Source organism: Parazoarcus communis (assembly GCF_003111645.1).
GTDB lineage: Bacteria > Pseudomonadota > Gammaproteobacteria > Burkholderiales > Rhodocyclaceae > Parazoarcus > Parazoarcus communis_A.
In genome coordinates, this window is the sequence record NZ_CP022187.1 from 3,228,836 (window position 1) to 3,245,840 (window position 17,005).

At 65.2% G+C, this 17,005-nt stretch carries 17 protein-coding genes; 12 read left to right on the forward strand and 5 right to left on the reverse strand.

The window, feature by feature from the left end:
* Positions 1-291: 291 nt before the first annotated feature.
* The 6 genes from CEW83_RS14630 to CEW83_RS14655 all read left to right on the forward strand — a co-directional run bounded on the left by CEW83_RS14630 (position 292) and on the right by CEW83_RS14655 (position 6,808).
* A complete protein-coding gene (locus CEW83_RS14630; protein ID WP_108951435.1) occupies positions 292-813 on the forward strand; it encodes a TlpA family protein disulfide reductase in 522 nt (173 codons plus the stop codon).
* A 14-nt stretch (positions 814-827) separates the two neighbouring features.
* Positions 828-1,949: a transglutaminase-like domain-containing protein gene (locus tag CEW83_RS14635; RefSeq protein ID WP_108949998.1), complete on the forward strand. Its 1,122-nt coding sequence runs from the start codon at positions 828-830 to the stop codon at positions 1,947-1,949.
* A 102-nt stretch (positions 1,950-2,051) separates the two neighbouring features.
* A complete protein-coding gene (locus CEW83_RS14640) occupies positions 2,052-2,936 on the forward strand; it encodes a cache domain-containing protein (protein WP_108949999.1) in 885 nt (294 codons plus the stop codon).
* A 51-nt stretch (positions 2,937-2,987) separates the two neighbouring features.
* Positions 2,988-3,488, forward strand: coding sequence for a thiol peroxidase (gene tpx, locus CEW83_RS14645; RefSeq protein ID WP_108950000.1), 501 nt, complete (start codon positions 2,988-2,990; stop codon positions 3,486-3,488).
* 436 nt (positions 3,489-3,924) lie between these two features.
* Positions 3,925-5,487, forward strand: coding sequence for a PLP-dependent aminotransferase family protein (locus CEW83_RS14650; RefSeq protein ID WP_199915123.1), 1,563 nt, complete (start codon positions 3,925-3,927; stop codon positions 5,485-5,487).
* Between the two features lie 67 nt (positions 5,488-5,554).
* Positions 5,555-6,808: a glycoside hydrolase family 2 TIM barrel-domain containing protein gene (locus tag CEW83_RS14655; protein ID WP_108951436.1), complete on the forward strand. Its 1,254-nt coding sequence runs from the start codon at positions 5,555-5,557 to the stop codon at positions 6,806-6,808.
* Positions 6,809-6,864: 56 nt separating this feature from the next.
* Here CEW83_RS14655 and CEW83_RS14660 read toward each other — a convergent pair whose 3' ends face one another.
* Positions 6,865-8,376, reverse strand: a complete 1,512-nt coding sequence (locus CEW83_RS14660; RefSeq protein WP_108950002.1) for an AMP nucleosidase — start codon at positions 8,374-8,376, stop codon at positions 6,865-6,867.
* Positions 8,377-8,587: 211 nt separating this feature from the next.
* On the opposite strand from CEW83_RS14660, the gene CEW83_RS14665 reads away from it, so the two are divergent.
* The 5 genes from CEW83_RS14665 to CEW83_RS14685 all read left to right on the forward strand — a co-directional run bounded on the left by CEW83_RS14665 (position 8,588) and on the right by CEW83_RS14685 (position 12,995).
* Positions 8,588-8,884: a hypothetical protein gene (locus tag CEW83_RS14665; RefSeq protein WP_108951437.1), complete on the forward strand. Its 297-nt coding sequence runs from the start codon at positions 8,588-8,590 to the stop codon at positions 8,882-8,884.
* Positions 8,881-10,149 (forward strand): ferric reductase-like transmembrane domain-containing protein, encoded by a 1,269-nt coding sequence (locus tag CEW83_RS14670; RefSeq protein ID WP_199915124.1) that lies wholly within the window; start codon positions 8,881-8,883, stop codon positions 10,147-10,149. The genes CEW83_RS14665 and CEW83_RS14670 overlap by 4 nt, the downstream gene beginning before the upstream one ends.
* Positions 10,149-10,514 (forward strand): cytochrome b5-like heme/steroid binding domain-containing protein, encoded by a 366-nt coding sequence (locus CEW83_RS14675; RefSeq protein ID WP_199915125.1) that lies wholly within the window; start codon positions 10,149-10,151, stop codon positions 10,512-10,514. Before CEW83_RS14670 ends, CEW83_RS14675 begins: the two co-directional genes overlap by 1 nt.
* Before the next feature lie 113 nt (positions 10,515-10,627).
* Positions 10,628-11,548, forward strand: coding sequence for a LysR family transcriptional regulator (locus tag CEW83_RS14680; RefSeq protein WP_108950004.1), 921 nt, complete (start codon positions 10,628-10,630; stop codon positions 11,546-11,548).
* A 136-nt stretch (positions 11,549-11,684) separates the two neighbouring features.
* Complete coding sequence (locus tag CEW83_RS14685) at positions 11,685-12,995, forward strand: Glu/Leu/Phe/Val family dehydrogenase (protein WP_108950005.1); 1,311 nt, start codon at positions 11,685-11,687, stop codon at positions 12,993-12,995.
* A 72-nt stretch (positions 12,996-13,067) separates the two neighbouring features.
* On the opposite strand, the gene CEW83_RS14690 is transcribed toward CEW83_RS14685, so the two are convergent.
* The 4 genes from CEW83_RS14690 to CEW83_RS14705 all read right to left on the reverse strand — a co-directional run bounded on the left by CEW83_RS14690 (position 13,068) and on the right by CEW83_RS14705 (position 16,030).
* Positions 13,068-13,991, reverse strand: coding sequence for a branched-chain amino acid transaminase (locus CEW83_RS14690; protein ID WP_108950006.1), 924 nt, complete (start codon positions 13,989-13,991; stop codon positions 13,068-13,070).
* Between the two features lie 254 nt (positions 13,992-14,245).
* Positions 14,246-15,127 carry a LysR substrate-binding domain-containing protein gene (locus CEW83_RS14695; RefSeq protein WP_108950007.1) on the reverse strand — a complete coding sequence of 294 codons (882 nt, stop codon included), beginning with the start codon at positions 15,125-15,127 and terminating at the stop codon, positions 14,246-14,248.
* Between the two features lie 91 nt (positions 15,128-15,218).
* Positions 15,219-15,557: a hypothetical protein gene (locus tag CEW83_RS14700; protein WP_199915126.1), complete on the reverse strand. Its 339-nt coding sequence runs from the start codon at positions 15,555-15,557 to the stop codon at positions 15,219-15,221.
* A 41-nt stretch (positions 15,558-15,598) separates the two neighbouring features.
* Positions 15,599-16,030 (reverse strand): PaaI family thioesterase, encoded by a 432-nt coding sequence (locus tag CEW83_RS14705; protein ID WP_108950008.1) that lies wholly within the window; start codon positions 16,028-16,030, stop codon positions 15,599-15,601.
* 303 nt (positions 16,031-16,333) lie between these two features.
* Here CEW83_RS14705 and CEW83_RS14710 point away from each other — a divergent pair, with 303 nt between their 5' ends.
* Positions 16,334-16,924, forward strand: coding sequence for a phasin family protein (locus tag CEW83_RS14710; RefSeq protein ID WP_108950009.1), 591 nt, complete (start codon positions 16,334-16,336; stop codon positions 16,922-16,924).
* Positions 16,925-17,005: the final 81 nt, after the last annotated feature.

Consider the following 17,005-nt stretch of genomic DNA (forward strand, 5'->3'; position numbering starts at 1 on the left):
GACTGCTTTGCAATCTCCTAGAATCACGGCTTCGGGCAGGTTTTTGGCCTTTCCGAAGCGGCGGTCTGAGTACTGCCATCCAAGCGCCTGCCCGCGAGGGCCGGCATAAAAGCGTGCCGGCGGCTTCCCGCACCGGTGCTGTAACCGACAAATCGGGAGCAACAACATGTCATCCATTGAATACGCCTCCAGCAGGCGTGTTTGCGCTCGCGCTGCGCCTGGCGCGAGCCCTCCGAAACCTGCACACATCGGCGGCAGCGTGCCGGCCCACTCCGAACCGGATCGCGGCCGGTGAAGACTGGCCGCACAGTCGGCCGCACCCTGCTCGCCAGCCTTGCCTTTGCCCTGTCGCTGCCGTTTGGCGCACAGGCGAACGGGCTTGAGACCATTGATCAGCTGCCACCCTTTCCGCCCGCCCTGCTCAAGGCGCTCGATGGTGTGCGCGGCAAGGCGGTGATGGTCAATTTCTGGGCGAGCTGGTGCGGGCCGTGTCGTGACGAGATGCCGGCCTTGGTCGAGCTCGACGAGGCCGAGCCAGGCATGGTGCTGATCACCGTCGCCGTGGCCGACCGTGCAGCCGATACCCGTCGCTTTCTCGATGATCACCTGCTCGACACGCTCGTCGTGATCGCCGATCACGATCAGGCGATCTCCCGCCAGTGGGGTGTGCGCACCATCCCCACCACCTATGTGCTCGACACGTCGCACCAGCCCCGGCTGCGCGTGCGCGGCGAAGCCGACTGGCGCGATGCAGCCGTGCGCAGCCGCGTCCTCAAGGCTGCCGGCTTCGACAAACGAATGAACCCCAATTGAAAGGAAGCACACTGATGAACCGTCGCAATTTTCTCAAGACCACCACGCTTGCCGCCACCCTGGCCATGCCCGCCCTGACCGCGAAGGCCGCTGTTGGCGCGACCCCGGCTGCACCGTTTGCGCCCAGTCCCGAGGCCGGCTGGCGCACCTTCGAGCTGACCAGCCACATCGAACCGCAGCTGACGGATGGCGTGCTGCGCGCATGGGTGCCGCTGCCTTCGGTTGATGCTGCGGAGTGGTTCCGGCCGATGGGCAACCTGTGGCAGGGCAACGCCAGTGTGATGCGGGTCGAGACCGACCCCGTCTACGGCGCTTCCATGCTCTACGCCGAGTGGGCGCCGGATACGGCCAAGCCCCAGCTGGAAGTCGTCAGCCGTTTCGCCACCCGCGATCGCGCCATCGATTTCAGCCGCCCGGCGGCCAGTCCGGTTGAACTCTCGGCTGCCGAGTTCGACCTCTACACCCGTGCCACCGAGCTGCTGCCCACCGACGCCATCGTGCGCGACACCGCGCTCGAGATCACCCGCGGCGCGAGCACCGACGAGGACAAGGCGCGCGCGATCTACGAGTGGGTGGTGGACAACACCTTCCGCAATCCCAAGACCCGTGGCTGCGGTGTCGGCGACATTCGCACCATGCTCGAAACCCGTGACCTGTCTGGGAAGTGCGCCGATCTCAACACCCTGTATGTCGGCCTCGCCCGTGCCGTCGGACTGCCGTCGCGAGATGTCTACGGCGTGCGCGTGGCCGACTCGCGTTTCGGCTACAAGAGCCTGGGCAAGAGTGGCGATGTGTCGAAGGCGCAGCACTGCCGCGCCGAAGTGTTTCTGTCGCGCTTTGGCTGGGTGCCGGTCGATCCCGCCGACGTGCGCAAGGTCGTGCTCGAAGAGCCGCCGGGCAAGCTCGCGCTCGACGACGCCAAGGTGGTTGCGGCGCGCAAGCAGTTGTTTGGTGCGTGGGAGACCAACTGGCTGGCCTATAACTACGGCCATGACCTGAAGCTCCCCGGCAGCACTGGACCGGTCGTGCCTTTCCTGATGTATCCACAGGGCGAGAACGCGGCGGGTCGCTTCGACAGCCTCGATCCTGCCGCTTTCCGCTACACCCTGACTTCGCGCGAACTGATTGCGGCCTGACCGGATCATCCCGCAAAGCAGAACGCCGCCGATGTTGCTCGACATCGGCGGCGTTTTTTTCTATGTTCTCTTACGATTGTTCAAGTAGTCAGGAGTCGCGTCATGCTTTCAAACACCCGTAATGCGCTTGGTCTTGCACTGTTGCTGGCGCTGGGTGGCGCTGCGCCGATGCCCGCCTTCGCCCAGGCCCCGACTGCCGACACCCAGCGCCTGTCCGAGCAATGGGACGAAAAGCGTGCAACGACGCTGCTCGATCGTGCGGTCGCCCACATCGAGGCCAAGGGCAAGGACGGTGTGACGGATTTCAGCCGTCAGGGCAGCTTTGTCGATGGCGATCTGTATGTTTACGCGCTCGCCGACGACGGACGCTTTCTCGCCAGCGGCGGATCGTCCGCTGCCCTGATCGGCAGCAAGGTCACGGAGCAGACCGATGCGGGCGGCAAGGCCTTCTTTCGCGAAATTCTCGATCTCGCGGCGGCCAAGGGCAGCGGCCGGGTGGAGTACCGCTGGCTGAATCCGGTACAGAACCGCGAAGAGCCCAAGGTGACGCTGTTCCGCAAGGTCGGCGATGTCATCGTGGCCGTCGGCTTCTATTCGCCAAGGGCCAGCGCTGCACAGGCCCGCGATTTGCTCGACCGTGCGGCGGAAGCCCTGGCGGCGGATGCTTCGGTTGCGCTGGCCGATTTTCAGCGCATCGGGGGCAAGTTCACGCAGGACGATCTGTATGTGCTGGTGGTGAATATGGAAGACGGACGCTTCCTCGCCCATGGCGCCAGTCCGGCGCTGATCGGGCGCAACGGTCACGACCTGCGCGATCCCAAGGGCAAGGCGGTCATTACCGACATGATCAATATTGCGCGCAGGAAAGGCGCAGGCGAACTCGATTATGTCTGGCGCAACCCCACCACCGCCAAGGTCGAGAGCAAGCACACGTATTTTCGCGCTGTCGACGGCAAGCTCGTTGGTGTAGGCTATTACACCCGCTGACCGGCGCCACCCACAGAGCCCGGCAGCCCCACCCCTGAAGAGGACATCAACATGAGCACAGTAACCCTGGGCGGTAACGCCATCGAAATCGCCGGCAGCTTCCCGCAGGTCGGCGCTACCGCGCCCGCATTCAGTCTGACCGCTGCCGATCTGCAGGATGTCGGCCTCGATGCCTTTGCCGGCAAGCGCAAGGTGCTGAACATCGTCCCCAGCCTGGATACCCCGACCTGCGCCACCTCCACGCGCAAGTTCAACGCCGAAGCCGGCAGTCTGGACAACACCGTGGTATTGGTTGTTTCGGCCGACCTGCCCTTTGCCGCCAAGCGCTTCTGCGTTGCCGAAGGCCTGGACAACGTGCAGACGCTGTCGACCTTCCGCAGCGCAGGTTTCGCGACCGACTACGGCGTCGCCATCACCTCCGGCCCGCTCACCGGCGTGACCGCGCGCGCAGTCGTGGTGCTTGACGCCGACAACAAGGTGATCCATTCCGAACTCGTGTCCGAGATCAAGAACGAGCCCGATTACGCTGCTGCACTGGCGGTGCTGAAGTAAGTCTGGGTCGTTCGTGTCGTCCGCCCGCGCGGCGGCGAAGCCGAAAAGGGGTGCCATCCGCTGGGAGGCACCCCTTTTCGCATTCCGACGCCCCCTTTTCCATGCATTCAGCCCGTCCTTCTCGGATTTCGACGCTTTTTGGGCGCTGCCATGGAACCAGTTGCGCGAATTCATGGGGCCAGATTCTTTCACCCGGGCCACAAAGGGGGTGGATCAGTGGCGACAGGCACCGGATTTCATGCTGTTGCAGTGCAATATATTCGTGCGTCAGCTGGCTGCCACGCACCGCCTCAGTGCCTGCAAGTCCTTGATTGACTTGGATGTGGCAGCATCTTTGGGATTCGCCGGGGTGGTACGGGATCTGCTTAGGACTTGTCTGGCTCCATCGATGGGGCCAGACAACCACGGTCCTTGGACCACTACCGGAGCGGGTGCCATGAAACCAAGCCAGGAAAAGGATTGCTGCCTGATGTGGCGTCAGCTGCTGCCCGACTTCGAGCGTGATGGCGCAACGCTGCAAAGCCAGCTTCGGAGCGCCATCGTGGCCGCGATTCTCGACGCCCGCATCGCCAGCGGCTCGCGCCTGCCCTCCAGCCGCAATCTTGCAGTGATGCTGAAGGTTGCCCGCAACACCGTGGTCCTCACGCTCGAGCAACTGGTATGTGACGGCTATCTTGAGGCGCGCCCGCGCAGCGGCTACTACGTCAGGCAGGGTTCGCCTGCGCAACCCGAGCCGGTCCAGTCCGAGCACGCAGCCCGTTCCACCCGGGTGGCCTGGGGCAAACGCCTGGCGGCCACGCCGCAGCGGGACAAATGGCTGGAGAAGCCGGCCGACTGGCAGCGTTACCCCTATCCCTTCGTCTATGGGCAGTTCGACCCCAAGATGTTTCCGGTGGCCGAATGGCGCGAGTGCAGCCGGCTGGCGCTGAGCGTGGGCGAGATTCACAACTGGGCGTCCGATGCCATCGAGCACGACGACGACGCGCTGGTGGATCAGCTCATCCGGCGGGTGCTGCCGCGCCGCGGCATTGCTGCGCACCCGTCCGAGATCCTGATCACCCTTGGTACCCAGCACGCCCTGTACATGCTGGCCGAACTGCTGATCAAGCCCGGTACCGGGGTCGCCATCGAGGAGCCGGGCTACATGGATGCCCGCAACATCTGCGCGCGGCGTCAGGCACGCATCGTTCCGGTGCCGATGGACGCCGACGGTGCGCTGGCGTCCGGTCATCTGAAGGATGTGAGCTACCTGTACTGCACGCCCAGCCATCACTGTCCGTCGGGCGCCACGCTGTCCACCGAGCGCCGCATCGCATTGCTGCAGGAAGCGGCCAGAAACGACGTGGTGATCATCGAGGACGACTACGATGCCGAGATCCAGTACAACGGACAGCCCTCGCCCGCTCTCAAGGCCATCGATCGCCACGATCAGGTGGTGTATATCGGCAGCGTGTCCAAGGTGATCTCACCCGGGCTGCGCGTCGGCTACATGGTGGGCAATCCGGAGCTCATCTCCGCCGCCCGCAAACTGCGCCGCCTGATGATCCGTCATCCGCCATCCAACAATCAGCGCGCACTCGCGCTCTTCATTGCACAGGGACACTACGACTCGCTGCTGCGCCGGACCACGTCGATCCTGTCGGAGCGGGCAGAGCTGCTGTCCGATGCACTCACCCGTCACCTGTCCGATTTCGAGTTCCGCCGTCCGAGCGGCGGTGCCTCGATCTGGGCAAAGGTCCCGGACGGCATCGATCCCCTTCGGCTGCGTCGCGAGGCGATGGACGCCGGCGTGCTGATCGAGTCCGGCGAGCCCTTCTTCTCCGGTTCGGCCCACGAGCACTTCATCCGGCTGGGCTATGCGTCGATCGCACCGGAGAAGATCGAGGCGGGTATCATCGCGCTCGCACAGGTGGTGAAGAAATGCCGGCCGGCGCGATCGAATCATTCGATTCGTCTACTTCGGCCCTCGGAATACGGGGCGGTGGCAATGGCCAGTTGAGTCAGGCCGCAGAACCTTTGTACCGGGGGCGCGGTCCGACTGCCACATTCCATCGTTCATGGCCAACATGTCGACGACCCGCGTACTTCCCCTGTTTTGCTGGTGCAGTCCGGCCTGGCGTCACCTTGCCGCTGCACTCGTGCTGTCCCTGTCTGCCGGCGCAGTGCCTGCCCAGGTCGCGGGCCCGCAATGGCAGGGTGCGGCCTTCGAAGGCGACCGTGCGGCGCTGACCCGGCTCGCCGAGGCCGGGGCCAAGGTGATTCGTGTCTATCGTGAGTCCGACGCCTGGGTGCTCGATGAGGCGCAGGCACGGGGTCTCAAGGTGGTAATGGGCCTGTGGGTCGGGCATCCGCGCCACGGGTTCCGTCTCGACGATGGCGCTGCGCTGCGGGCGCAGGAGGAGGACATCCGGCGCTTTGTCATGCGCTATCGCGGCCACCCGGCGATCATTGCCTGGGGCGTGGGGAACGAAGTCGAAACCGGTGAGGCCGACCCCATGCCCGCCTGGCGCGAGGTTGATCGTCTCGCCGGGGTGGTGAAGAAGCTCGATCCCGCCCGGCCGACGATGATGGTGGTGGCCGACACCAGCCTCGACCGCCTCAAGCTGCTGGCCGATTGTTGTGCCAATGTCGATCTGCTCGGCATCAATCTCTATGCCGGCGCGGTGTTCGATCTGCCACAGCGCTTGCGCAGCGCGGGTATCACCAAGCCGGTTGTCGTCGCCGAACTCGGTGCGCTGGGTCAGTGGCAGGCCGGGCGCAAACCCTGGGGCGCGCCGGTGGAGCTCACCAGCCGCCAAAAGGCGGACTTCTATCGCAAGGCGCTGGCCGCACTGCATGCCGAACCACAGGTGCGCGGGGTGTTTCCTTTCCTGTGGGGCGCCAAGCAGGAGCAGACCGCCACCTGGCACGGCCTGCTGCTGGCTGACGGCAGCCTCACCGAAATGACCGATGCGCTGGCCGAGGCGTGGGGCCGCCCGCTCCTGCACCGCGCGCCGACGATTCTCGGCGTGGGCATCTCGGCCGACGTGTTCGCGCCGGGCGCGAGGGTGTCGGCCGGGGTCGACGCCCGCAGTGCCGACGATGTGCGTCTGAGCACGGAGTGGGTCGTGCGGGCCGAAGCCACCGACCTGCGCCTGGGGGGCGACAAGGAAGCCGCCCCCGCCCGCATCGATGTTCCGCTGCTGGGCTCGGACAACGGTCAGGTGAGCTTTCTTGCGCCGAAACAGCCCGGCGCCTATCGCCTGTTCATCACGGTCAGGGGCGCAGGCGGCAAGGCCGCGACCGCCAACTTGCCGTTCCTGGTGCGCGTGGCCCCCTGACGCATTGCCTTTTCGTTTCTGACGGGCGGCAGCGTGGGCCGCGATACGCTTGCGCCCTACTGGAACGCCACCTCGGTAAAGCTTCTCAGCTTGCGACTGTGCAACTTGTCCACGCCCTGTTCGCGCAGGCGCTCGATGGCGCGGATGCCGATTCTCAGGTGCTGATCGACGCGCTCGCGGTAGAACTGGTTGGCCATGCCGGGGAGCTTGATCTCGCCATGCAGGGGTTTGTCGCTGACGCATAGCAGGGTGCCGTAGGGCACGCGGAAGCGGAAGCCGTTGGCGGCGATGGTGGCGGACTCCATGTCGAGCGCGACTGCACGGCTCTGGCTGAAGCGGCGCTCCGGGCTGCTGTTGCCGCCGTGCGAGGGCAGCAGCTCCCAGTTGCGGTTGTCGGTGCTGGCCACGGTGCCGGTGCGCATCAGGCGCTTGAGCTCATAGCCGCTGAGCCGGGTCACGTCGGCCACTGCGGCCTGCAGCGCGAGCTGCACCTCGGCCAGCGGCGGGATCGGCACCCACAGCGGCAGTTCCTCGTCCAGCACGTGATCTTCGCGTACATAGCCGTGAGCCAGCACGTAGTCGCCCAGTTCCTGTGTGTTGCGCAGCCCCGCGCAGTGGCCGAGCATGATCCAGGCGTGGGGGCGCAACACCGCGATGTGATCGGTAATGGTCTTGGCGTTGGCCGGGCCGACCCCGATATTCACCATGGTGATGCCGCCGCGCCCGGTGCGCTTGAGATGGTAGGCCGGCATCTGCGGCAGCCGCGGCGGTGCCTTGCCCGCTTCATCGCCGGGATGCGCGGTCTCGTCAGCGCGGCGGGTGATGACGTTGCCGGGCTCGACGAAGGCCTTGTAGCCGTGATCCGCAGTGTTTTCCTGCATCAGGGTATGGCCCAGCTTGATGAACTCGTCGATGTAGAACTGATAGTTGGTAAACAGCACGAAGTTCTGGAAATGCTCGGGCGCGGTGCCGGTGTAGTGGCTCAGGCGTTGCAGCGAGTAGTCCACCCGCGGGGCCGTGAACAGCGCGAGCGGATGGGGTTCGCCCGCCGGTGGCTCGTAGGTGCCGTTGGCGATGCCGTCGTCCATCGCGTTGAGATCGGGCAGATCGAAGATGTCACGCAGGCGCTGGCGCTGTGCGGGATCGAGCTGACCTTCGATGTGATCCTGGCCGGTCATCGCAAAGTGCAGCGGGATCGGCTGCGTACTGCTGCCGATCTCCAGCGAAACACCGTGATTTTCCAGCAAGAGTCGGAACTGCTCGGGGTAGTAGTCGGCAAACAGTCCGGGCCGCGTGAGTGTCGTTTCATAGATGCCGGGCCCGGCCACGAAACCGTAGGACAGGCGCGAATCGGCACGCGCGACGGTATCGGTGCGCACGCGCACGAAGGGATAGCAGGCGCGCACGTGGCGACCGACGCCGTCGCCGGCGACGAAGCGTTGCAGCGCATTGCGCAGGTGGGAAACACCGCTGTCGTAGATCTCGCTTACACGGGCCATCGCGGCGACCGGGTCGTCGAAGCGCGAAGGGGCAAAGTAGGGCGCGTCACCATGGACTTCGGGAGCCATGACAGCCTCCTGTGGGTTTATCAGTTCGATTCAGGCCGAGCGTAGCGCAGTTCCGTGTGGATAGGATGAAGCCCGGCCAAACCGGCACGGGATCCGGGGTTTCGCCCTGGCGGCGTGTTAAGCGACAAGGTCTTGATCCTGCACATATCCCTCGTGCCGCATGGGGGCTATGCTTCTTCGTGTACATCGTGTCGATCGCAAAGAGTTCGTCATGCCGCGTCGCTTTTTCCTGATCCTGGTCGTGCTTGCCGGGTATGCCCTGCCCGCGTATCCGGGGCCGTGGCGAGCCCTTGAGAACAATGTGCAGGGCTGGGCGTTGATGACACCCGACGAGCGCATCGAGCATCAGCGCCGTCTGCGCGGCTTCGATACCTACGAGGCCTGCGCAGCCTATGTCGCCGCGCACCATGCCGAAATGCAGGCCAGGGCAGATCGCGCCGGCCTCGTGCTGAGCCCGCGTCGGCAGTCCGTGTGTGATCAGTTGCGTGCCGAGGGCAGGCTGAAATGAACACGCGGTCCCGCTTCCCGCTCAATGAAATGATCGCGCCCGCCTTGCTGCTGATGCTTGCACTGAGTGGCGCCGGATGGGCGCTGCCACAGGGTTTGCCGCCCTGGCGCAGCGTCGCCATCGTATCGGCCTGGCTCGGCACCGGCCTGCTGGTGGGCAGTCTGCTGCTGATGGTCAGGGGGCCGCGGCTGGCTGCACTCCTAGGCGGGCTCGACGTTCAGTATCGCTGGCATCATCGCAGCGGGACGCTTGCCTATGTGCTGTTGCTGCTGCATCCGCTGGCCATCGCACTCGATGCCTGGACACAGTCGCCGCAGCGCGCATGGCAGGCACTGGCGCCCTGGTTCCAGAGCTGGCCGCTGTGGCTGGGCTGGGCCGGGCTGCTGTTTCTGATGCTCGGTCTCGCCACGACCTTCAGCCTCAACCTGCCCTACCGGCGCTGGCGTGCGCTGCATTATCTGCCCGGTATCGGCGTGCTGTGCGGGCTGCTTCATGTGTGGGCCCTGCTGGGCGAGCCGGGTGCGCTGTGGGTGTTCATGGCACTGGCAGTGCTCGCCCTGTGCTGGCGCCTGTTCGGGGTGGATCTCGGCATCGGCGCCCATGCCTACCGGGTGCGCAGCGTGGTGAAACCTGCGGCGCGGATGATCGAAGCGGTGCTCGATCCCTGCGGCGCCCGCCTGCGGGTGGTGCCGGGCCAGTTCGTGTTTGCCGCCTTCGGCGATGGTCCGCACTTTCATGGTTGCGGCGAGTTTCACCCGTTTACGGTGAGCGGCATCGGCGCCGATGGCAGCCTCGCGGTGGGGATCAAGGCGCTGGGGCCGTGCTCGACCCATGTGCAGGCGCTCGAATCCGGCGTGCTGGTGCGGCTGGAAGGCCCCTTCGGCAACTTTCTGGCCGGGCGCCATTCCAGTGCCCAGTTGTGGATTGCCGGCGGCATCGGCATCACCCCGTTTCTGGCTGTGCTGCGGCGCGAACGCCTCGCGCATCCGACCACCCTGATCTACCTTTACCGCAGCGACGCCGATGCGGCCTACCTCGAGGAGCTGAAGGTCCTTGCGGCGGCCGACTCCGCGCTTACACTGATCACCATGCGTGCCGATGGCGCGCCCGATTTCGACGCCTTGCTCGGCAACATCGAGGACGTGTCCGGGCGTGTCGTCTACCTGTGCGGTCCGGCGCCGCTGATCGATGCCGCGCGTGCGTCGCTCGACCGCCACGGTGTGCCGGGCGCATCCATTCACTTTGAAAGGTTTGACTTCCGATAATGCGCAAGCTCTTTGTTTCTTCCACGCTGGTGTTCTGGCTTGCGGTGGGCGGGTTCTGGATCGCAAGCCTGATGACGACTGCGCCCGACGCCGGGGCTGAAGTGAAGCCGGCGGCAGCCGTGCGCGTGGTAACGGCGGCCGAGGTGGCGCGGCACAACAGTGCGGCGGACTGCTGGATGATTCTCGGCACCGATGTCTTCGATTTCAGTACCTATCTGCCGCAGCACCCGTCCGATCCGGATGTGATCACGCCGTGGTGCGGCAAGGATGCGTCCGAGGCCTACCTCACCAAGACCAAGGGGCGCCCGCACTCGCCCTACGCCGACGCCCTGCTGCCGAAATACCATATCGGTGTGCTGAAGTAAGGCTTGGATGGGCCGGCCGACCCTGCCGGTGGACACAAGCGTGCTTGTCTCTAGAATGGGGCCTCGCAGCGATTGCGCATGGACATTCGCCAAGGGATCTCGGGAAATCGGATATGGAACTCAAATGGCTCGAGGACTTCCTGAGTCTCGTCGCCAGCGGCAGCTTTTCGCGCTCGGCCGAGCAGCGCCACGTCACCCAGCCGGCGTTCTCACGCCGCATCCGCGCGCTTGAAGCCTGGCTCGGCGTCGCCCTGATCGACCGCAGCACCTATCCCACCCGGCTCACACCTGCGGGCGAGGCCTTCAAGGGGCCGGCCGCCGATCTGGTCAAGCGTCTGCATGCGGCGCGCGCCCAGGTGCGCGGTTACCAGGCGGTTGCGAGCGATGCGCTGGTGTTTGCCGTTCCGCATACGCTGGCGTTTGCCTTCTTTCCCGGCTGGCTCGGCCAGCTCAAGGCCGGTTTCGGCGAACTGCCGACACGCCTGATGGCGGGCAATGTCCATGACGTGGTGATGACGCTGGTCGAGGGCGGCTGCGACCTGCTGCTGTGCTATCACCACGCATCGCACCCGGTGTGGCTCGATCCGGCGCGCTTCGAAGGCCTGACCCTGGGAGTCGAGCGCGTACGTCCCTTCATTCCCCGCACGGCGGCGCAGGACCGCCACTGGCAGCTGCCCGGCACCCCGGATGCGCCGGTTCCGTTCCTGCGCTACGGGCCCAACACCTATCTGCGGCGCATGGTCGACACCATCCTCGACCGTGCCACGACCCCGGTCCATCTGGCGCTGCACTACGAATCCGACATGGCCGAGAGTCTCAAGGCCATGCTGCTGGCCGGCCACGGGCTGGCCTTCTTGCCCGAGAGTGCGGTCAGTGGCGAGCTCAAGCGCGGCGATCTGGTGGGTGCGGGCGGGCCGGAGTGGAGTCTCGACATGGAGGTGCGCCTGTACCGCGATCGCGCCAACGTCCGTCCCGAACTCGAGCAGTTGTGGGAGCACCTGTTGAGCACCGCTGCGGCGTCTCCTGCTGCCTGAGCCTGGTCGCGGAGTGCGGTGCATGCCCGCATGGCATGGTTATGCGCAGAACGCATGAGGACATGAAGCAACAGCATCCTCTCGCCATTTGAGCTTGCGCAGAATGCGTGCTTCACTCCCCACACGGAAGAAGCACATGTCTGCATTGCCCGGTTCCGATTACGCCAAGGCCCGCATCGCCGGCCTGTCCTACCTCAATCCGGCTGCGCCCGAACCGTGGGCGAGCTTCGTCGAGCAGATCGAACGCGTCCGCCCCTACCTGGGCGATCTCGAACGCTGGATCGAGACTCTCAAGCACCCCAAGCGCACCCTGATCGTCGATGTGCCGATCGAGCGCGACGACGGCACGATTGCGCACTACGAGGGTTACCGGGTGCAGCACAACCTGTCGCGTGGTCCGGGCAAGGGCGGCATCCGCTTCCACCCCGATGTGACGCTCAACGAAGTGATGGCGCTGTCGGGCTGGATGACGGTCAAGAACGCGGCGGTCGGCCTGCCCTTCGGTGGCGCAAAAGGCGGCATCCGCCTCGATCCGAAGAGCGTGAGCAAGGGTGAGCTGCAGCGCATCACGCGCCGCTTCACCTCGGAGATCGGCATCATCATCGGCCCCGACCGCGACATTCCGGCGCCGGATGTCGGCACCAACGAGATGACCATGGCGATCATGATGGACACCTTCTCGATGAACCGCGGAGGCACTGCGACCGGCGTCGTCACCGGCAAGCCGATCGCGCTCGGCGGCAGCCTCGGGCGCCGTGAGGCCACCGGTCGCGGCGTGTTCATCACCGCCCGCGAAGCGGCACGTCACCTCAACGTGCCGCTCGAAGGCGCGCGTGTCGTGGTGCAGGGTTTCGGCAACGTCGGCGGCATTGGCGCCCGTCTGTTCCATGAGTCCGGTGCGCGCGTGATCGCAATTGCCGACCACGCCGCCACGCTGGTGAATGAGGCGGGCATCGACATTCCGGCCGCGCTCGCCCACGTCGCCGCCAAGGGCAGTCTTGCAGGCTTTGCCGGCGCGTCGGCGATCGATATCGAGGACTTCTGGCGCCTCGAATGCGAGTTCCTCGTGCCTGCAGCGCTTGAAGGCCAGATCACGCCGCAGCGCGCCGAAGGCATCCGCACCCGCATCGTGGTCGAAGGCGCAAACGGCCCGACCACGCCGGCAGCGGACGACATCCTGCGCAATCGCGGCATTCTGGTGGTGCCGGACGTGCTGGCCAATGCCGGCGGTGTGACCGTGTCCTACTTCGAGTGGGTGCAGGATTTCTCCAGCTTCTTCTGGACCGAGGACGAGATCAACGATCGCCTTGAGCGCATCATGGTCGGCGCCTTCAACGCGATCTGGCAGATCGCCGACGAGAAGCAGGTGTCGCTGCGCACCGCCGCCTTCATCATTGCCTGCCATCGAGTGCTCGAAGCCCGCGCCGAGCGGGGTCTCTACCCCTGATCGGGGGTTCAGGGCCGGTTTCTCAGGACGTGCCGCCGGAACGGGGAAAGAGAGTCCGGCGGCACGCCATTTTTAACCGACCCGCGTCAGCCATTCGGCGTGACGCCTGTCTTCTCCGCGCACGGCAGCAAAGAAGCGCTGCTGCAGTTCGCGGGTCATCACGCCCGGCTGACCGCTGCCCACGCGGCGGCGGTCGACCTCGACCACGGGTGTGATCTCGGCAGCGGTGCCGGTGAAGAACACTTCGTCCGCCACATAGAGTTCGTCGCGGGTGATGCGGCGGGCGCGGATCTCGTAGCCGGCTTCCTGTGCCAGCGCATGGATCGTGCGCCGGGTGATGCCGTCCAGCGCCGAGGTGATTTCGGGTTCCCAGATCACGCCGCGCTTCACCACGAACACGTTTTCCCCCGGCCCTTCGGCGACGAAGCCGTCGGTGTCGAGCAGCAGGGCCTCGTCGTAGCCTTCGGCCCGCGCTTCGCGGCAGGCGAGGATGGAATTGGTGTAGGTCGACACCGATTTCGCGCGGCACATCTGTACGTTCACATGATGGCGCGCAAAGCTCGCCACCTTCACCCGGATACCCTGTTCCATGCCCTTGTCGCCAAGATAGGCGTTCATCACCCAGGCGGCGACCATGACGTGAACCGCAGCGCCGGCGGGGTCGATCCCCGCCTTCTCGGCGCCGAGAAAAACCAGCGGGCGGATATAGCCGCTTGCCAGGCCGTTGCGGCTGATTGCCTCGCAGCAGGCGCTGCGCAAGGCGCCGCGGTCGAAAGGCATCTCCAGCCCGAGAATGTGGGCGGAGTCGAAGAGGCGTTCGACATGGTCGTCGAGCCGAAACACGGCCGGGCCGTCGGCAGTGGCATAGGCGCGGATGCCTTCGAAACAGCCCAGCCCGTAGTGCAGGGTGTGGGTCATCGCGTGCACTTTCGCATCGCGCCAGGGCAGCCATTGCCCGTCCATCCAGATCCAGCCGTCGCGGTCTTCCATGCTCATGATGTGCTCCTTGTGCGATCGAAAAGGGAAACGCACGCCGCATCTGCGGGGGCGTTGTCGCGCACCGGTGATGACGGTGCGTTCGATCCACGTGGAGAAACGACGATGGGTTTCAGCGGCCTGGCACGGGTGTGTGCGCGGTCGTGCGGTGATCGAGTGAGGCGGGTGTGAGCAGAGTGCCGCTCGCGGTGACCTGCCTCAAACGAAAACGCGGCCAGTTCGGGTGAACAGGATTCATGCGAGCCGCAGGGGGCTCAGCCCGGTACCTCGCTTCGTGCGCGGGCCTGCAGCCAGCGCACGAAATGCCGCACCCAGCGCTGCTCGTAGGCTTCCGGGCGCAGCACCGCATAGAAGCCCTTGCCTTCGGCATGGTGCGCGAAAGGCCTGACCAGGCTGCCCTCGGCCAGATAGCTGCGCGCAAGCAGGCCGACGGTGAGCGCCACACCGACGCCTGCTGCAGCGGCTTCGAGCATCATCATTGCATCCTCGAACACCATGCCCTCGACCGGTTCTTCGCGGTCGATGCCGGCTGCGGCGAACCATGGTTTCCACTCGAGCAGCGGGTGGCGCAGCAAGGGCAGCGTGGCGAGCTGTGCGGGATCGGCCGCTGTGCCGAGTCGTGCTGCGAGCGCCGGACTGCACACCGGAAACACCGTTTCGCGGCGCAGTTCGTAGGCCTCCAGCCCCGGCCAGGGAGGTTCGCCGTAACACACGCCGAGGTCGCTCTTGCCGGCCGCCACCGGTGCCAGGGTCGACGCGGTGGATAGCACGAAGCTGACTTCCGGATGTTCGCTGCGGTAGTCGGCGAGCTGGCCGACGAACCATTTCGCACCCAGCGCGGGCGCAACCGACAGCCGCAGCTCATGCTTTCTGGCGCCACGCATGCGGGCGCTGGCGGATTCGATGCGGCCGAGCGCGCTCTGCACTTCTGCCAGATAGTCCAGCCCTTCGGCGGTCAGGGCGATCTGCCGATGCCCGCGCTCGAACAGTCTGATGCCCAGCCAGGCTTCCAGCGCCTTGATGCGGTGGCTCACAGCGGAAGGTGTCAGGTTCAGCTGGTCCGCCGCTGCCAGAAAACTGCCGCAACGTGCGGCGGCCTCGAAAGCGACAATCGACTGGAGCGGAGGCAGATGCATGGCGGGACTTTAGTGGATATTCCGCACGGATGGTAACGCGCCACGTGACCGGGTGGGCGGGCGCGGTGCGCACGCCGAAGCGGTTGTCGCGCTAGCGGCTGCCGCAGGGGTGGCGGTCGGCGCCGCAGGTATCGAAGTTACCCAGCGGACGGTTGAAGGTGTATTCGAGCGGCGCCCCGATCCATTCGCTTGCGGTCTCCTCCACACTGCCACTGGGCACCGTGAAGGGCAGGGCGATGATGAAGCCAGCCGTGCCGATCACCGTGGCAACGATGCCGAGCGGGCGCACCAGAATCAGATCCACTGCCATGTCGCTGCCCCTGTCGCCGGTTATCGGCTCCCGCTGCTGGGCTGACACCGGCTGGCACAGTGCCAGTGTCAGCGTGATCACGATGAGCGCGGTCTTGCTTCGGGTCAGGTGGCGTCGCATTTCAGGCTCCGCAAAGTCCTCCTGTTCAGTATGGACGGCGTTCAGCCCTTCGGCCACAGGATCATCTGCGAACAGCGGAACAGGGCCAGCTTGCGCCCGCTGGCCTCGTCGGTGACCACTGCGTCCCAGACCTGGGTGCTGCGCCCGAGATGCTGGGCGGTTGCCACACAGGCGATGCTGCCCTCGCGCACGGTGCCAAGGTGGTTGCTCTTGAGTTCGATGGTGGTAAAGGATTCGGCTCCTGCCGGCAGATGGGCGACGGTGCCGTAACCGCAGCTGGTATCGGCCAGGGCAACAATGCTTGCAGCATGGAGAAACCTGTTCGGCGCAAAGTGCAGCTGTTTGACCGGCATCCGGCTGGTCAGCACGCCCTCGGCAATGCTCAGGATCTCGATACCGAGGTAACCGGGCAGATATTCGCTGCCGCGCTGCCTGAGGAGTTCGAGGGTGATGTCGGGGCGAAGCTGGCTCATTCGGGGTCTCCTGATGTGTTGTTCATGCAGCATACCAATCGCTCGGGCGTGCGCAAGACGGCGTCGCCAGCCCCGCATTCGCGCGCTGAGCCCGCTGCTTTGAAGGTCCCGGTTCGCGGGACGCCATGTCGCAAATCCGAGGCAATTCTGCAATAAACGGGATGTAAGGTGGGCCGTGTGGGAGCCCCGCGGTCGCGGTGTCTGGTTTGATGTCAGGCGGATGACATACAAATAAATGGCGAGTGCCTCCGCGTGTGCATCAAACATTGACTATGACCGGATAACGGCCATAATGACCTAGGCATGTTGCGGCGCACCACAACTCGCAAGAAGACGGGATCGCACTCACGCGCGCCTGACCTGCACCGAAGCATCGAAACACGTACTCTCACAAGGAAGATCATTATGATTAAGATCACGTCTGAGCAATCAAAGGCCCTGAAGACGAGCACCGAAGCGTTCGCGACCTTGTCCGAGGTCACGCTTTCGAGTCTCGAACGCCTTTCCGCGCTGAATCTCGCGACGGCAAAGACGGCATTTCAGGACGGTATTGCAGCCTCCAAGTCATTCACCGAAATCAAGGACATGAACGAGATGCAGAATCTGGCAGGCCCCTTTGGGGCAAAGGCAACGGAACAGGTCATGGAATACTTTCGCGGTGTGACCCAGATTACGGCCGACATGCAGCAGGAGATCTCCAAGGTCGTGACCCAGCAAATGGCCCTGCTCGGCGAAACCACCCCGAGCACGAATCCGATGCTCGAAATGTTCACCAAGCTCGCTGAGCAGGCGACCGAGTTGACCTCGGCCAACCTGAAGACCATCACCGACAGCATTCAGGAGTCGACAGAGGTCGGCGCAGCGCCTGCCCCGAAGGCAAAGAAAACCGCCTGAGGATGTATCTGGCGGGGTGTTCGCACGCCGCCGCTCAGGGACTGGACGGTGCTGGGGCGCCTTTGGCGCGTCCGGCCCCAG

Excerpts from the sequence above, each read along its gene's own strand:
- CEW83_RS14685 (WP_108950005.1), top strand. The coding sequence starts at position 11,685 with ATGTCTGCATTGCCCGGTTCCGATTACGCCAAGGCCCGCATCGCCGGC.
- CEW83_RS14655 (WP_108951436.1), top strand. The coding sequence starts at position 5,555 with ATGTCGACGACCCGCGTACTTCCCCTGTTTTGCTGGTGCAGTCCGGCC.
- CEW83_RS14695 (WP_108950007.1), bottom strand. The coding sequence starts at position 15,127 with ATGCATCTGCCTCCGCTCCAGTCGATTGTCGCTTTCGAGGCCGCCGCA.
- CEW83_RS14675 (WP_199915125.1), top strand. The coding sequence starts at position 10,149 with ATGCGCAAGCTCTTTGTTTCTTCCACGCTGGTGTTCTGGCTTGCGGTG.
- CEW83_RS14710 (WP_108950009.1), top strand. The coding sequence starts at position 16,334 with ATGTTGCGGCGCACCACAACTCGCAAGAAGACGGGATCGCACTCACGC.
- CEW83_RS14635 (WP_108949998.1), top strand. The coding sequence starts at position 828 with ATGAACCGTCGCAATTTTCTCAAGACCACCACGCTTGCCGCCACCCTG.
- CEW83_RS14690 (WP_108950006.1), bottom strand. The coding sequence starts at position 13,991 with ATGAGCATGGAAGACCGCGACGGCTGGATCTGGATGGACGGGCAATGG.
- CEW83_RS14660 (WP_108950002.1), bottom strand. The coding sequence starts at position 8,376 with ATGGCTCCCGAAGTCCATGGTGACGCGCCCTACTTTGCCCCTTCGCGC.
- CEW83_RS14650 (WP_199915123.1), top strand. The coding sequence starts at position 3,925 with ATGAAACCAAGCCAGGAAAAGGATTGCTGCCTGATGTGGCGTCAGCTG.
- CEW83_RS14665 (WP_108951437.1), top strand. The coding sequence starts at position 8,588 with ATGCCGCGTCGCTTTTTCCTGATCCTGGTCGTGCTTGCCGGGTATGCC.
- CEW83_RS14670 (WP_199915124.1), top strand. The coding sequence starts at position 8,881 with ATGAACACGCGGTCCCGCTTCCCGCTCAATGAAATGATCGCGCCCGCC.
- CEW83_RS14705 (WP_108950008.1), bottom strand. The coding sequence starts at position 16,030 with ATGAGCCAGCTTCGCCCCGACATCACCCTCGAACTCCTCAGGCAGCGC.
- CEW83_RS14680 (WP_108950004.1), top strand. The coding sequence starts at position 10,628 with ATGGAACTCAAATGGCTCGAGGACTTCCTGAGTCTCGTCGCCAGCGGC.
- tpx (WP_108950000.1), top strand. The coding sequence starts at position 2,988 with ATGAGCACAGTAACCCTGGGCGGTAACGCCATCGAAATCGCCGGCAGC.
- CEW83_RS14640 (WP_108949999.1), top strand. The coding sequence starts at position 2,052 with ATGCTTTCAAACACCCGTAATGCGCTTGGTCTTGCACTGTTGCTGGCG.
- CEW83_RS14700 (WP_199915126.1), bottom strand. The coding sequence starts at position 15,557 with ATGCGACGCCACCTGACCCGAAGCAAGACCGCGCTCATCGTGATCACG.